This window comes from Clostridium aromativorans (assembly GCF_020908015.1).
GTDB classification, from domain to species: Bacteria; Bacillota; Clostridia; order Clostridiales; family Clostridiaceae; genus Clostridium_B; species Clostridium_B aromativorans.
In genome coordinates this window covers 15745-29515 of record NZ_JAJJPB010000024.1, presented here as the reverse complement: position 1 = coordinate 29515, position 13771 = coordinate 15745, and the positions used below count along the sequence as shown (strand labels likewise).

15 protein-coding genes are annotated in these 13771 nt (G+C 32.0%); 12 read left to right on the top strand and 3 right to left on the bottom strand.

The features are described from left to right. The first annotated feature begins 9 nt into the window (after nucleotides 1-9). The 6 genes from LN736_RS14945 to LN736_RS14920 all read left to right on the top strand — a co-directional run bounded on the left by LN736_RS14945 (nucleotide 10) and on the right by LN736_RS14920 (nucleotide 6855). Nucleotides 10-486 (top strand): RNA polymerase sigma factor, encoded by a 477-nt coding sequence (locus tag LN736_RS14945; protein ID WP_229981869.1) that lies wholly within the window; start codon nucleotides 10-12, stop codon nucleotides 484-486. Further along, nucleotides 483-818, top strand: a complete 336-nt coding sequence (locus tag LN736_RS14940) for a zf-HC2 domain-containing protein (RefSeq protein ID WP_229981868.1) — start codon at nucleotides 483-485, stop codon at nucleotides 816-818. The genes LN736_RS14945 and LN736_RS14940 overlap by 4 nt, the downstream gene beginning before the upstream one ends. 1493 nt (nucleotides 819-2311) lie before the next feature. Further along, the gene (locus tag LN736_RS14935; RefSeq protein WP_229981867.1) at nucleotides 2312-3595 is read left to right on the top strand and encodes a S41 family peptidase; all 1284 of its coding nucleotides are present in this window, start codon (nucleotides 2312-2314) and stop codon (nucleotides 3593-3595) included. 437 nt (nucleotides 3596-4032) lie between these two features. Beyond that, nucleotides 4033-5178, top strand: a complete 1146-nt coding sequence (locus tag LN736_RS14930; RefSeq protein ID WP_229981866.1) for a helix-turn-helix domain-containing protein — start codon at nucleotides 4033-4035, stop codon at nucleotides 5176-5178. Continuing rightward, nucleotides 5150-6049 (top strand): ABC transporter ATP-binding protein, encoded by a 900-nt coding sequence (locus tag LN736_RS14925; RefSeq protein WP_229981865.1) that lies wholly within the window; start codon nucleotides 5150-5152, stop codon nucleotides 6047-6049. Before LN736_RS14930 ends, LN736_RS14925 begins: the two co-directional genes overlap by 29 nt. 11 nt (nucleotides 6050-6060) lie before the next feature. Beyond that, nucleotides 6061-6855: an ABC transporter permease subunit gene (locus LN736_RS14920; protein WP_229981891.1), complete on the top strand. Its 795-nt coding sequence runs from the start codon at nucleotides 6061-6063 to the stop codon at nucleotides 6853-6855. 7 nt (nucleotides 6856-6862) lie between these two features. Here the strand turns inward: LN736_RS14920 and LN736_RS14915 are convergent, their stop codons facing one another. The 3 genes from LN736_RS14915 to LN736_RS14905 form a co-directional block, all read right to left on the bottom strand. Next, nucleotides 6863-8326, bottom strand: a complete 1464-nt coding sequence (locus LN736_RS14915; RefSeq protein ID WP_229981864.1) for a sensor histidine kinase — start codon at nucleotides 8324-8326, stop codon at nucleotides 6863-6865. Then, nucleotides 8327-8980: a response regulator transcription factor gene (locus LN736_RS14910; protein WP_229981863.1), complete on the bottom strand. Its 654-nt coding sequence runs from the start codon at nucleotides 8978-8980 to the stop codon at nucleotides 8327-8329. Between the two features lie 123 nt (nucleotides 8981-9103). After that, the gene (locus tag LN736_RS14905; protein ID WP_229981862.1) at nucleotides 9104-9937 is read right to left on the bottom strand and encodes a hypothetical protein; all 834 of its coding nucleotides are present in this window, start codon (nucleotides 9935-9937) and stop codon (nucleotides 9104-9106) included. Nucleotides 9938-10313: 376 nt separating this feature from the next. On the opposite strand from LN736_RS14905, the gene LN736_RS14900 reads away from it, so the two are divergent. The 6 genes from LN736_RS14900 (at nucleotide 10314) to LN736_RS14875 (ending at nucleotide 13760) form a co-directional block, all read left to right on the top strand. Continuing rightward, on the top strand, nucleotides 10314-10628 hold the full coding sequence (locus LN736_RS14900) for a PadR family transcriptional regulator (RefSeq protein ID WP_229981861.1): 315 nt from the start codon (nucleotides 10314-10316) through the stop codon (nucleotides 10626-10628). A gap of 12 nt (nucleotides 10629-10640) precedes the next feature. Continuing rightward, a complete protein-coding gene (locus tag LN736_RS14895) occupies nucleotides 10641-11270 on the top strand; it encodes a hypothetical protein (RefSeq protein ID WP_229981860.1) in 630 nt (209 codons plus the stop codon). Between the two features lie 107 nt (nucleotides 11271-11377). Then, entirely contained in the window at nucleotides 11378-11998 is a 621-nt protein-coding gene (locus LN736_RS14890) for a DedA family protein (RefSeq protein WP_229981859.1), read from the top strand. Between the two features lie 128 nt (nucleotides 11999-12126). Further along, nucleotides 12127-12477, top strand: coding sequence for a helix-turn-helix transcriptional regulator (locus tag LN736_RS14885; RefSeq protein ID WP_229981858.1), 351 nt, complete (start codon nucleotides 12127-12129; stop codon nucleotides 12475-12477). A 20-nt stretch (nucleotides 12478-12497) separates the two neighbouring features. Next, nucleotides 12498-13097 carry an ATP-dependent Clp endopeptidase proteolytic subunit ClpP gene (gene clpP, locus LN736_RS14880; protein WP_229981857.1) on the top strand — a complete coding sequence of 200 codons (600 nt, stop codon included), beginning with the start codon at nucleotides 12498-12500 and terminating at the stop codon, nucleotides 13095-13097. Nucleotides 13098-13268: 171 nt separating this feature from the next. Beyond that, nucleotides 13269-13760, top strand: a complete 492-nt coding sequence (locus LN736_RS14875; RefSeq protein WP_229981856.1) for a flavodoxin family protein — start codon at nucleotides 13269-13271, stop codon at nucleotides 13758-13760. The last annotated feature ends 11 nt before the right edge of the window (nucleotides 13761-13771 follow it).

Sequence of the window (13771 nt, the reverse complement as noted above, 5' to 3'; positions counted from 1 at the left end):
AGGTGTGAAATGGCAGACTTTGGAGAAATATATGCAGAAAACTTTTCCGGTGTATATAAATACGTGCTGGCTCTGTGTCGTAATGAGGATATTGCTGAAGAAGTTACACAGGAAACTTTTTTCAAAGCCATGCAGCATATAGATAAGTTCAATGGAAGCTGCAAATTATACGTATGGCTTTGTCAGATTGCTAAAAACACTTACTTCTCGCTTTCCAAAAAACGAAAGCGGATGGCTCTGGAAATAGATGGGGATTTTCCATATACAACATGGGATCTGGAAAGAGATTATCTTGATAAAGATGCAGCAAGGCAATTACACGTTCTGATCCATAATCTGAATGAACCATACAAAGAGGTCTTTACTTTACGGGTATTCGGAGAACTTCCATTTATGCAAATTGGTGAGTTATTCAGGAAAACCGACAGCTGGGCAAGATTGATTTTTTACAGGTCAAAAAAACAATTACAGGAGGCGATGAGATGAAAGTATCTTGTGAAATAATTAAAGATTTACTGCCATTGTATCACGATGGCGTTTGCAGTAACGACAGTAAAAGGGTGGTTGAAGAGCACCTTGCCCATTGTGATAGCTGCAAAGCAGAGCTGAAGGCAATGGAGGATGCATCATTATTTGCTAACAATGCAGAACAGAATTTGAAGGATGCGGATGCGGTAAAAAAATTATCAAAGAGGTGGAAGAAAGGAATGATAAAATCATTATTGAAAGGCATTTTAATAACTATCTTGTTCATGGCCCTTCTGGCTCTTGTTCTCTATTGCTTTATAGGTTTTAGAATTGAACCCAAACCCTATTGATTGGAGGAAAATAATATGAGCCACTATATTTTAAAGGGAGAACATATTCAAAAAAAATACAGCGGAAATACAATTTTACAGGATGTTTCCAAATTTTTATTTATGCCGCATTGGGATCGGTAATCTGTTTGCTTGCCATGCTGATTAAAAACAGTACGGCATAAATACTTGTTTGCCTTGGCTATGTGTTATTAAGCGAAACACTGGTATCGGCCATAAGAAACTTAATCAGTTTTTCCGATATAGCCGCAAAAGCTGCGGAATGGTGTATTCGACACTCCATTTACGGTATGTCGCTCATTGTTTCCGGAACATCGGTTTCCGCCGGCCTAGCAATGAGCATTATCATAAATTCGCTTGTAATCCTGTCTTTGTCTACTGCAATTGGATTGTTCCTCTTTAGGAAGTATGAATTGTAAGATTATGACGTAAATAAATATATGCTAGACTATTTTCTCATGGCTTATTATATTTTTTATGGAAAATATAATAAGCCATAGGTGTAATCAATACTGATTCTTCTAATAAAGAAAAAATAATTAAATTTTGCATGTACACCTCTAGCTATAAATTTTATGCATATTCAAGTATTTAGTATTATTATGTGACTTTCTACAATACATAAAACGTAAATAAATTGAAAGTATTTACCTATGTTGTTATAATATATATAATAAATCTGTATATATGAGGTAAACTTCTAATATAGGGAATCATGCTGCAGTCATAAATGGATGGATAACATCTGAGGATGATAATACATTAATTCTAATGTATCCTGCTTATGAATGTTATAAACAAGCATAGTCTTCAGGAAGTACATTTTATTTTTTTGGAAATACTACAATGACCTGGTATACAGCGGTCTGTTTAATGCAAATTTTAAGCTGGTATGCAAGAAAATCTTAAGAATTGTATTTTAAGTTTTGTAAATAGGTGTGGTGTATATATGAAAAAAAAAATATAATTTAATTTTATTATTTAGTATAATATTTTGTATTTTATTATATTTAATGTATGTAAATATAAATAAGAATTTTTTAAAAGAGAATATAGATACCATTTACATATACAAATTGGGTAAAATAAAATCTGTAAATGGTACTGATAAAAACACTATTTTTAAATTTTTAGATTCTTTAAATTTAAAAGAAATAAATTCAAAGGATGATTTAGATGGTAATATATATTCAATAAAAATAGTAAATAAACCATTTTCTAAAATAGCTTATCAAACCTTAATTTTATTCTCTGATAAAATACATGTTATATCTTATGATAATAAAAATAATGTACTATCAAGTAAATGGTATGTGTCAAAAAATAACCTTATAGATTTTTTAAATAATTTTTATTCTTCTATGTAGTAGTAATCATACCTGCCATCAGATTTCAAATATGGTTCGCCAAATTGTAAGTATGTTCTTTTTATTTTTGTAAGATTATCAACAATAGCAGCACTTATTAAAATTCTAGGTGAAAAGAGGTAAATTATGAAATTTAAAAAAAGAAAAATGATCATTGTATTAATAATAATACTGATAATAATAATTACAGCTGGTATTTTTATATATCATTTATTTAATAGAAGTACAAGCTCACCTGTATTAAAATCAGCAGATAGAAGTGAAAAATGGAGGGCGGATTTGCAGTTTGTAAAAAGAGAATTACCCAAAAAACATAAAAATTTATTTTTTTCAAAGAGTAAAACCGAATTTGACAGGGATATGGATTTACTTATAGGCAGAGTTGGAAAATATAATGATATGCAAATGAAAGGACAGCTTGCAAAAATAGTAAGTTCCATAAATGATAGTCATACAGCTGTTGATATATATGGTGATTCAGCTTATCCCATAAAGTTTTTTCAATTTGAAGATGGTATTTATGTAGTGGATGCACCTCTTAAGTATGAGGATTTATGGGGGAAAAAATTGACTGGAATAAATGGATATTCAATAGAACAGCTGCATTCCAAAATTGATTCTTTTATATCCAGAGATAATAATGCCATCTTAAAAAATCAATTTTGTAATTTAATAAGATCTAATGAAGTTCTTAAAATTTCAGGAATAACTGAAGGAAATAACGTGGTCGTGAATTTTTCAGGAGATCAAAATAATAATGTAAAGGTAGGGCCTTTGAAAGGATCTGACTATGAAAATATAAAGTTTTTATCAAATGATTCAAAATATGTTTCAAAAAGTCCTTTTACAAAACAAAAAATGGATAAAAATTATTGGTTCAAGTATATTGAAGACAGTAAGATAGCTTATGTTAAATACAATAGCTGCCAGAATATGAAAGGTTATTTATTTTCAAAGTTTACGGAAGATACATTTAAAATTATTGATAATAAAAAAGCAAGTATACTTGTTGTAGATCTAAGAGACAATGGAGGAGGAAATTCTAAGATTTTCAATACTTTTCTGGATGAACTTAAAAAGAGAAGCAATATAAATAGTAAAGGACATCTATTTGTGATCATAGGTAGAAAAACATTTTCATCTGCTATATTAAATGCTATGGACTTGAAAAATAATACTAATGCAATTCTTGTTGGAGAACCAACAGGGGGAAAGCCAAATCATTTTGGAGAAGTAAAAATGCTCCATTTGTCAAATGTAAATGTTGATATACAGTATTCAAGTAATTATTTTAAAACAAGTGATAAAAATCTGGATTCAATTTATCCAGATGTTAATATTAAATTGAAGTCTTCCTCATATTTCAATGGCAGAGATGACTTTATGGATTACATTAAAAGTACAATCTAATGTGAGAGGAGATATTCACATGAATATTATAATAAAGGGTATTATACTTTTTTTGTTTTTATGTTGGTGGTATGGAAATAAAGAAAATATAAAATTATTATTTTTAGTAATTTTTTTCGTTATAGATTTTTGCAGAGTACTTTTTTTAGAGAAGATGTTAACTAATAATTCTTTGTTTGTTTTAAATGCAATACAATTAGTTATACTTTTAATTGTATTTATACTTTATATAAAACCAGTTATTAAAAATAGGTTAAATCAGCCGTAAAACGGGCAGGGACAGATTATATCCCTGTTCTTTTATCTCATCTTCTTTTGGATGAGATATAGCACCTGTTTTCAGGTTTCCTCCAGGTTGATTTTTTCTACTAAAATCAACTACAAATCCATTTACGGGGAACAGATTAACATATAAAATATTATTAGAGGTGATAGATATGAAAGTGTTGAATATAGGTAAATGTATTGTTCATATGAGAAAAAAGAGAGGAATAACACAGGAACAGCTGGCAGATTATATTGGAGTTTCCAAAGCATCTGTTTCCAAATGGGAATCCGGATTGTGCTACCCTGATATTTTGCTCCTTCCAGAGCTTGCAGCCTATTTCAACATTTCAGTGGATGAATTACTGGGATATTCTCCGCAGCTTACAAAGCAAGACATTAAAAAAATATATAATAGTCTTTCACATGAATTTGCCGTGAATCCCTTTGATGAAGTCATAGAGCAGTGCAGGAAATTGATAAAAAAGTATTATTCCTGTTTCCCATTTTTGCTTTCCATGATTCAATTATTATTGAATTATTCCATTCTGGCAAAAACAGAAGTGGTGAAAAAACAAATTTTTCAGCAGTGTATATTGCTGAGCAAGAGAATAAAAGAGGAGTCGGAGAATATTTCTGAAATAAAAGATGCAAATACCAAGGAAGCATTGGCAGAGATGGTACTGGGAAACAGTGAAGAAGTCATTCGCCTGCTGGATAATGAATTAGCTCCCTACAGCGGGGATGATTCCATATTGATCAATGCATATAGGATGCAGGGAAAAACTGACCAAGCAAAAATCGTGAATCAAATACTGCTTTACAATAATGTAATAAGCACACTGACACTTTTAAACAATTATCTTTTTCTGAACGTGGAAGAGCCAGTTCTATTTGATAAGATCTATTCCCAGGGCCTCCAGATTATTGATTCTTTTCAACTTAAAGATATTTTGACAAATGATGTCTTTGGAATTCATATCACTGCTGCACAGGGATATCTGATGAAACAGAAAAAAGAAAAGGCAATGGATGCTTTAGAGCGCTATGTGGATACTGTCTGCAGAATTAAATTTCCAATTAGATTTAAAGGGAATGAATATTTTAACCAGGTAGCTGAATGGTTTGAGGATAATAATTGTATCGGAACAAATACTCCCATAGATGATATGACAATCAAGAAAAATTTTGTTGATACAGTTGCTGAAAATCCTGCATTTTCACCTTTAAAAGGAGATGAACGGTACAATTTGCTTGTTGAAAAATTGAAAGGGAAATTAGGTGGGACAGATGGATGCCATAAATATAGAAAATCTTGAAAAATCCTATGATGGAAAGGTCAATGCTTTAAGCAGTGTAAGTCTGAGCATACCAAAAGGTGAGATATTCGGCTTTCTCGGTCCCAATGGCTCGGGGAAAACCACCACAGTTAGAATCCTAAACGGGGTTCTTTCAGCCACATCAGGACATGCTGAAATTCTGGGGATACCTGTAGGGAAAAATAATATCGAGATTCATAGATTGTGTGGAGTTATGACAGAAAGCGCTTCCTGTTATGAAAATCTTACTGCCAGACAGAATCTGATGTTCTTTGGAAAAATGCATGAGATGGAAGAAAAACTGCTTGATGAACGGGTGGACTTTATATTAAAAAGATTGGAGCTGTGGGATGTAAGAGACAAGAAGGTGAAATCTTTCAGTACGGGAATGAGAAAGAGGGTTTCACTGGCTGTAGCATTAGTTCACAATCCTCAGATTTTATTTCTTGACGAACCTACTTCCGGTTTGGACCCGGAAAATGCACTGAATGTTACAAGGCTTATAAAAGAACTTGCTGAGGAAAACCAGGTTACAATATTTCTCTGCACACATCAGTTAAAATATGCTGAGGATATTTGTACGCTATACGGCTTTATAAATAATGGATATGTCCTTGGATTGGGTACCTTTGATGAGCTTGCCTCAAGGAAAAATGCAGCTCTTCAGTTGAAGATAAGAGGAAAAAATATTTCGAGTAAATTTGGATTTATTCATGATGGCAATGACACATACAGCAAATCTATTTCAGGAGACAAAGAGGTGAATGCTCTAATACAAAGCATACTGACAGACGGTGGAGAAATCTATGAGGCAGTACAGCAGAAATGGTCCCTGGAGCAGCTGTACTTTAAATATATAAATTTGAGGTGACTGAAAGAATGATGAATAAAAGTGAAAAAGCATTGATATATAAAGATGTAAATGAAACAATAAGTTCAAAACGGGTTATTGTTCCCATGGCTATTGTGCCTATTGTCCTCATTGTAATTATACCTCTGGCAGTACTTGTAGGTGCGAATTTTATTGGAAGTGATTCAAGTACCTTTGCAAAGATGGCTCCTCTCTTGAAAAAGCTGCCTTCAGAATATAGTGCATATGCTCCTGCCCAGCTTTTAATAAAAGTATCGTTAAATTTTATGTTTCCGTCATATTTTCTTATAATTCCCATAATGTGTTCAGGAGTTATCGGAGCCAGCAGTTTTGTGGGAGAAAAGGAACACAAGACCATGGAGTCCCTGCTTTATACGCCGATATCCATGGAACAGCTGCTCAGAGCCAAGATTTTAGGTGTCTTTGTACCATCTTATATAATTACCTTTATTTCATTTATAATCTTTGGTATTATATTTGATATCGGTGGTTTCATCTATTTTGGAAAACTTATTTTCCCCGATATAAAATGGCTTATAATCATATTTTGGATTTCACCTGCAGTTAATTTACTATCGCTGACATTTACTGTGATGGTATCTGCAAAATCGGAAACCTTCCAGGAAGCACAGCAGGTAAGCGGCTTTCTTCTCATTCCAGTAATCCTTTTATTAGTTGGTCAAATGACAGGCGTACTTTTGCTCAATAACCTTGTAATGCTTATAGGAGGCGGTATTCTGCTGGTATTTGATTATATATTGATAAATAGGATTTCCTCCGGATTTATTCCTGAAAAGCTGATTTGAATACACATTAGATAATATTATGACCGGATTTTACGCCTGATAAGTCACAGTTGTTCACAAAATGAAGCTTTATTCTAGTGCCTTTACCCAGCTCACTTTCCACATGAATTTTGGCATCGTGAATTTCAGCGATTTTTGAACACAATGCAAGTCCTAAACCAGCTCCATTATTACGCCTATCCCTTGATTTATCAACCATATAAAAGGGCTCAAATATCTTTTCCATATCAGCTTTAGAAATTCCAACCCCCATATCCTCAACTTCAATAATAGGGTCTTCATTCATATATGCCTTTAAATGAATCTCATCACCACTTTTAGAAGCCTTTATTGAATTGTCAACAAGATTGCTTATTAGTATTATCATAAGCTCTTTATCAATTGACATATAAAAATCTTTTGAAGTGATTTTTAGATTTATAGTCCTTTCTTTTAATTTGGGAGTTAATCGACTATTTATTTCATATAAAAGTTCTTTTACATTTACCTTTTTTATATCCAAATTTTCTTTTTTAAGAATTATTAAATCCATCAATTTAGAAGATAAGCTCTCCAGTCTTTTACCTTCACTGTATATGTAATTTAAAGATTGTATGGAAGTTTCTTCATTACACTTGTTAGTTCGTAAAAAATCTGCATAGCCTATAATGGAAGTCAGTGGAGTTCTCAGTTCATGTGCCAAATTATCAATAAACCTCTGCTTATCCTGTGACACATTTTTTAAAGCTTTTATTTTATCTTCTATGACATCAGCCATATTGTTAAAATTTTCGGCCAGCAGGCCAATTTCATCATCCGTATCTATTTCCACCCGTTCACTAAAATTTCCTTCAGATATTTTTCTGGTGGATTTTATTAATCCATTTATAGGTCTTGTAATAATTTTACTTAATACTATCATGACTGCTGCTAGAGTTATACATAAGAACACATTTAACTTCATTAAAAGGTTAAACATGAATTTTTCATTTTCATATATATAAGATATTTCCTTTATATAAGAAATGTTATAATCATTGTCATTCAAATTAATTTTTTTGTCTATAAATAAATAGGATTTACCCTTCACATCTTTTATTACATAAGAAACTTTATTTAAGGGAGCGTGTAATTGCTCTTTTGTTTTGCCTTCATTTACTTTAAAATTAGTAATGATTTCATTTCCATTTTTGTTTGTTACATTTATAAATATTTTTCCTTCTTTAAAATAGCTTATATAAGTGCTTACAATGGAGTCTGTATCCTCTTTACTAAACTTTTTCTGGATATTGTCCGGATATTGATGCATTTTAGCTAAATACACATCCGCTGCCAGTGAAATGCAAAGCCTGTTTTGTTCACTTATTCCAGAATTGATTTCATTATCCAAATTCGAATTAAAACTTCTATTAATCAAAAAAATACTTGAAGAAATAAAGAATACCTGAAAAACAAGTAAAGTACTTATGAATATTTTTTCCCAGAGCTTCATCTATTCCTCCATTCTATATCCCAAGCCAAATACGGTTTTTATGCTATCTCTCATGGCCAATTTTTTTCTTAATTTTTGAATATGGTTGTCTATAGTTCTGGTTTCTCCAATATAATCATATCCCCATACCTTTTCTATCAGGCGTTCTCTTGTAAGAACTTTATTTTTGTTTTGCATTAAAAATGCTAAAAGTTCAAATTCCTTTAATGTGAGATCTATCAATTTTCCATTTTCTTTTACTGTCCTTTCTTCTAAATTTATTTCTAAATTCCTGCATTTGAGTATTTTATAATTTTTATTATAATGTCTTAATACATTTTCAATTCTTGCAATTAGTTCAACACCTTCAAAGGGCTTTATTATGTAGTCGTCCGCCCCCATTTTGAGTCCGCTTACCCTATCACCAACAGAAGTTCTTGCAGTTAAAAAAATCGCCGGTAATCCCAATGGTTTTATTTTTTTATAAAGCGTAAAACCATCAATTTTAGGAAGCATTACATCTAGAAGTATTAAATCAAAGCTTTCATTTTTCAATATATTTAAAGCCTCCTGTCCATCATAACATTGTTTACATTCATAATTTGCCAATGTCAAATTTAGTTTAATGAGATTTGATATTGGGACTTCATCTTCTACAATCAATATTTTTGTCATCTAAAACCCTCCCAAACCCTGGATAACAATTTTCAAGCATCAGATAGAATATAAAAAAGCCCCATCTGATGCCCGAATTCTGTTTATATATAAAGTTATTTTGTCTATTATAGCTTTTAATAATTACTTAGCGAACTTCATTGTCTTTAAATTGTAGTGAGTAAAGTTAACAACAGAATTATCTGATGCATTAAACTCCATCAATATTTCAGTTCCATCCTCATATAATGCTTTTGCTCCCACAATACCTGCTGAAGTTTTTTCATTATCAACAGCTATACTTTTAAAATTATCACCAAAACCTTTATCCTTTAGAAACGAAGCAGCAGCTTCATTAACTTTATCATTATCAATATTGACTTTTGGATAACGGCCAATTATTGCTGTAACATTGTAGACTTTTCCATCAACAGCTGATATTGAAGCAGAAATATTATCTTTGGTGTTGCCCTCACCATCAAAAGACACTAATATATCCGGCCCCCAGGCATAGGGACTATTGTATCTGGTGATATATGGTCTTAAGCCATCCCTGCGAATCACTTCTTCTACATCCAGTCCAGTGTAATATTTTATTGCATTTTTGGCAGTTTTAACAGCCTGCTCATCACTTATATCTAATAATTTAATTTTACCACTTTTAATATCATTGATTAAATTTTTTAGATCTTGGACAGCTTCTGGCTTACTCCTTATAGTTCCATTTTCCATCTTTTTCAATTCATCGGTAAGTTCAGCTTGATCTGTATCTGTCAAAATAATTTCTCCAGTATCAGTGTTTAAAGTTACAGTCTTTGAAGCAGCAGCCTTTGAAGTTGAATTCTCTTTATCGCCTGCCAACTTTACAACATTTTTAGTAGAACTGGCAGAATATTGGCTGGCAAAAGCAATTACTGCTGTACTTGCTGCTATCAATACCGAAGCTAGAGTTGCAGTCAGCAATCTTTTTTTATTCATTTTTTACCGTCCTTTCTTATATTTTTAAGTATAAAATGTGTATTTAATTATAATGATTTTTTAAATAGTAATTTACTCCATGCATGTAATATTTACTACAATTTCTATTATGAACTATGTATGTGTTAAATTCATCCTTTAATTGTCTCCTAATTGTAAAATATGATTTTTATTTCTATAAAAGTTTTTTTATTTTCCTTAAAAGATGTGTTGATATGGACTTTATCAGAGTTATGGAAAGATTTCATGCTAACTTTTTTAAAATTATTACTTTACAGTGTTAAGTACTAATGATATAATACCCTTAAATACTTAATATTATTTAGTAATTCTAAAAAAAGAAATTACCATGAGACAGCTATAAGGAAGTGATATTTTGAATAAAGAAATGTTGAAAGGTACCATTGATATACTTATATTAAGTGTTTTGGAAAAAGGAGACAATTATGGTTATGAGATTTCTAGGATAATCAAAGGAACAACAAGCGGTACATTCGAAATTTTAGAGGCAACTATGTACCTGTCCTTAAAACGTCTTGAAAAGCAGGAGTTTATTGATTCCTATTTTGGAAACAAATCTAATGGTGGTAAACGAAAATACTTCAAGATAAATAGAAAAGGAAAAGAAAGGTTATTACAATTAAAAGATGATTGGAAAAAGACAGTTGAAATTGTAAACAAATTTGTTTAGGAGGATAATTCAATGAATAAGTTATTAAATGAGATTTTTAATTTTAAAGATATTAATTTTCCGGTGTTATTAGCAATATCCGCATTGGCAATGATAGGCTCTCTTTATTACAATACTTTAAATCCAGCAGCTAATAATACTGTATTGTGGATTATGTACGGATCATCTATGGCTATTGCCTTTATCTGGAGCATTATTAATTATGTTTCACATATTAAGATAAACTCTATATATAAGCGAAGGGATTCTATTGACAGTTATGTAAATACGTTGTCAATGAATAAAGCAGAGAAAGATGAACTAAAAACGTATTTAAATGACTTTGTAGAAGACTTGATGCATAATGGAAAGTCAAAAGAAGAAGCCGTACGGCATGCAATTAGTCAGTTTCAGGTTGAAGAATTTAATTCCTTGTCAAAAGAAAGCAATTATCTTTGGATTTCATCGCATGTTTATCTAATTGGTTATGCAATATCAGCTCTTATGCTCAGTGCTATAATGTTTATTGTTGACGTGGTGCTGCCAAGTTTTTGGTTTTCTGCTGTTGGATGGATTTCGTTAATGTATTCCATGGGATTTGCTTTTTTAATGTTTATATATTACTTTGCAAATAAAATAATTTTAAAGATGATGAAAAGGTGAAAGAATAAAACATAAAAGGTACAGTATAAATCTGCTGGTTACTGTGCCTTTTTGAGAGATATATACTTAATATTATTTAGTAATTTAAAAAGGAGGAAGGTATTGTCATGCAAGAAATGATTATTGAAATTATGAATCAGGCTGGATATATAGGAGTGTGCTTATTAATTGCCCTGGAAAATATTTTTCCACCCATTCCATCAGAAATTATATTGTCCTTTGGCGGCTTTATGACCACATATACAAATATGAATGTGGCTGGTGTTGTTGCATTTGCAACATTAGGTTCTATCCTAGGAGCAATTGCTTTATATGGTATTGGATGTTTACTGACCCCTGAAAGACTGGAAGAATTATTGGACAGAAAATTATTTAAGATTTTGGGGTTTAAAAAAGGTGATATAGCGAAAACCGCAAAATGGTTTGAAGAACATGGTAAAAAAGCAATACTGTTTGGACGGTGCATACCTATAATACGAAGCCTTATTTCTATTCCTGCCGGAATGGCTAAAATCAACTTTTTCCTGTTTTTACTTTATACCGCAATTGGAAGTACAGCGTGGAATATACTGTTGGTTTCTCTTGGTGCCTTTATGGGAAACTCCTGGGAAAAGGTGCTCTATTACTTTGATATGTATTCGTCAATAACGGTATTTGTTTTAGGAGGTATATGTATAGTCGTTTGTCTGATATTTTTAAAGAAAAGGATATTACAAAGGGAAAATTAAGAAATTTCTATTATTATATACCGAAAACAAAAACAACGCCTTTATGATAGAAGAGCAAGAAAAGACAGGATTTACACTGGCGGCTGATATATAATATAGAAAAGCTCAGAGGAGTGAGTTGATCTTAGATGAATTATAACGTCTGCATCAGAAAATCCATTGAATATATAAATGATAATCTGGATAAAAAAATAGGGCTTGAAGATATTGCAGGAAAGGTGTTTTTATCGAAGTTTCATTTTCATAGAATCTTTCATGCTGCTACAGGGGAATCTGTAGCTGAATATATAAGGAAAAGAAGACTTGAAGAAGCTGCGAGGGAACTTGTAAATACGGATAGCAAAATTGTGGATATAGCATTGAAATATCAATTTAGTTCACAGGAATCTTTTACAAAAGCATTCAAGAAGTTTTATGGAGCACCTCCCAGAAAATTCAGGAAAAATCCAAACAATGGTATTGCTTTTATGGCAGCATAAATACGGTAAGGAGTGGTTTTATGAGTTATGTGCCAGTTGTCGTTGAAAATACGAATTCAGGAGAGCGTTCCTATGATATATATTCCAGACTTCTAAAGGACAGGATAGTAATGTTGAATGAGGAGGTGACGGATACATCGGCAAGTGTCATTGTGGCACAGCTTTTGTATCTCGAATCCGAGAACCCTGATGAAGATATCAATTTTTATATAAATAGTCCGGGAGGATCCACTACTGCAGGGATGGCGGTATATGATACAATGCAGTATATAAAGCCGGATGTGTCAACCATATGTATTGGTATGGCCGCCAGCATGGCATCCTTTTTAATGGCGGTAGGTACAAAGGGAAAAAGGTATGCACTTCCAAACAGTGAGATATTGATTCATCAGCCATCAGTATATGGAGGAATGCAGGGCCAGGCTACGGATATAGAAATTCACACCAGGTGGCTGCTTGAAACCAAGAAAAAAATAAACCGAATATATAGTGAAAGGACAGGCAAGCCGCTTGAAAAGGTGGAAAAGGATATGGAAAGGGATTATTTTATGTCTGCGAGAGAGGCTGTGGATTATGGAATAGTAGACAAAGTGCTTTCCAAAAATAATATCATAGTTTAATATTGAAAAGGACCTTATGCTGAATTCCAAATGTTAGACAAATAAATCTAGCATTTGGAGGCACACTTCATATAAAAGTCTTTTTTTACATTTAAATGGATTTTTTTAACTACTTATTATAATATGTAGTTAGAAGAATTTTTAATAAATGGAAAAGAGGTAGATTTTGTTATGAAAAATAAAATTCTCGTTGTATACTACTCCCTTGAAGGAAATACAAAGCTGATAGCTGAAACTGTTTCAAAAGCTGTATCAGGTGATATGCTGGAGATAAAGCCCAAAAAGGATATAGATCCAAACAGCAAGATGAGATATCTGACAGGCGGTAAAAAATCTATGGCCAAGGAAAAACCGGAACTTTTACCCTATGATATAAAACCGGAAGAGTATGATGTTTTATTTATTGGGACTCCAGTCTGGGCGTGGAATTTTGCTCCTGCCATGAGAAGTTTTTTTGCCAGGACAAATTTAAAACACAAGAAAATAGCTCTATTTAGCTGCAATGGTGGGAACAATGGAAAAACTTTTGAAAATATGAAAAGTGAACTTGGAGAAAATGAATTTTTAGGTGAAATTGAATTCAAAAATCCTCTTAAAAATGATACAGAAGAAAATGTAAAAAAAGCTGTACAGTGGGCTGAGGATGTCTGTAGGAAACTATAATTGACATGGAG

What these genes read in the sequence shown, in the direction of transcription:
- LN736_RS14915 (WP_229981864.1), bottom strand. Translation starts at nt 8,326, where the DNA reads ATGAAGCTCTGGGAAAAAATATTCATAAGTACTTTACTTGTTTTTCAG.
- LN736_RS14925 (WP_229981865.1), top strand. Translation starts at nt 5,150, where the DNA reads ATGGATGCCATAAATATAGAAAATCTTGAAAAATCCTATGATGGAAAG.
- LN736_RS14930 (WP_229981866.1), top strand. Translation starts at nt 4,033, where the DNA reads ATGAAAGTGTTGAATATAGGTAAATGTATTGTTCATATGAGAAAAAAG.
- LN736_RS14935 (WP_229981867.1), top strand. Translation starts at nt 2,312, where the DNA reads ATGAAATTTAAAAAAAGAAAAATGATCATTGTATTAATAATAATACTG.
- LN736_RS14890 (WP_229981859.1), top strand. Translation starts at nt 11,378, where the DNA reads ATGCAAGAAATGATTATTGAAATTATGAATCAGGCTGGATATATAGGA.
- LN736_RS14875 (WP_229981856.1), top strand. Translation starts at nt 13,269, where the DNA reads ATGAAAAATAAAATTCTCGTTGTATACTACTCCCTTGAAGGAAATACA.
- LN736_RS14895 (WP_229981860.1), top strand. Translation starts at nt 10,641, where the DNA reads ATGAATAAGTTATTAAATGAGATTTTTAATTTTAAAGATATTAATTTT.
- LN736_RS14920 (WP_229981891.1), top strand. Translation starts at nt 6,061, where the DNA reads ATGAATAAAAGTGAAAAAGCATTGATATATAAAGATGTAAATGAAACA.
- LN736_RS14885 (WP_229981858.1), top strand. Translation starts at nt 12,127, where the DNA reads ATGAATTATAACGTCTGCATCAGAAAATCCATTGAATATATAAATGAT.
- LN736_RS14940 (WP_229981868.1), top strand. Translation starts at nt 483, where the DNA reads ATGAAAGTATCTTGTGAAATAATTAAAGATTTACTGCCATTGTATCAC.
- LN736_RS14905 (WP_229981862.1), bottom strand. Translation starts at nt 9,937, where the DNA reads ATGAATAAAAAAAGATTGCTGACTGCAACTCTAGCTTCGGTATTGATA.
- LN736_RS14945 (WP_229981869.1), top strand. Translation starts at nt 10, where the DNA reads ATGGCAGACTTTGGAGAAATATATGCAGAAAACTTTTCCGGTGTATAT.
- LN736_RS14910 (WP_229981863.1), bottom strand. Translation starts at nt 8,980, where the DNA reads ATGACAAAAATATTGATTGTAGAAGATGAAGTCCCAATATCAAATCTC.
- clpP (WP_229981857.1), top strand. Translation starts at nt 12,498, where the DNA reads ATGAGTTATGTGCCAGTTGTCGTTGAAAATACGAATTCAGGAGAGCGT.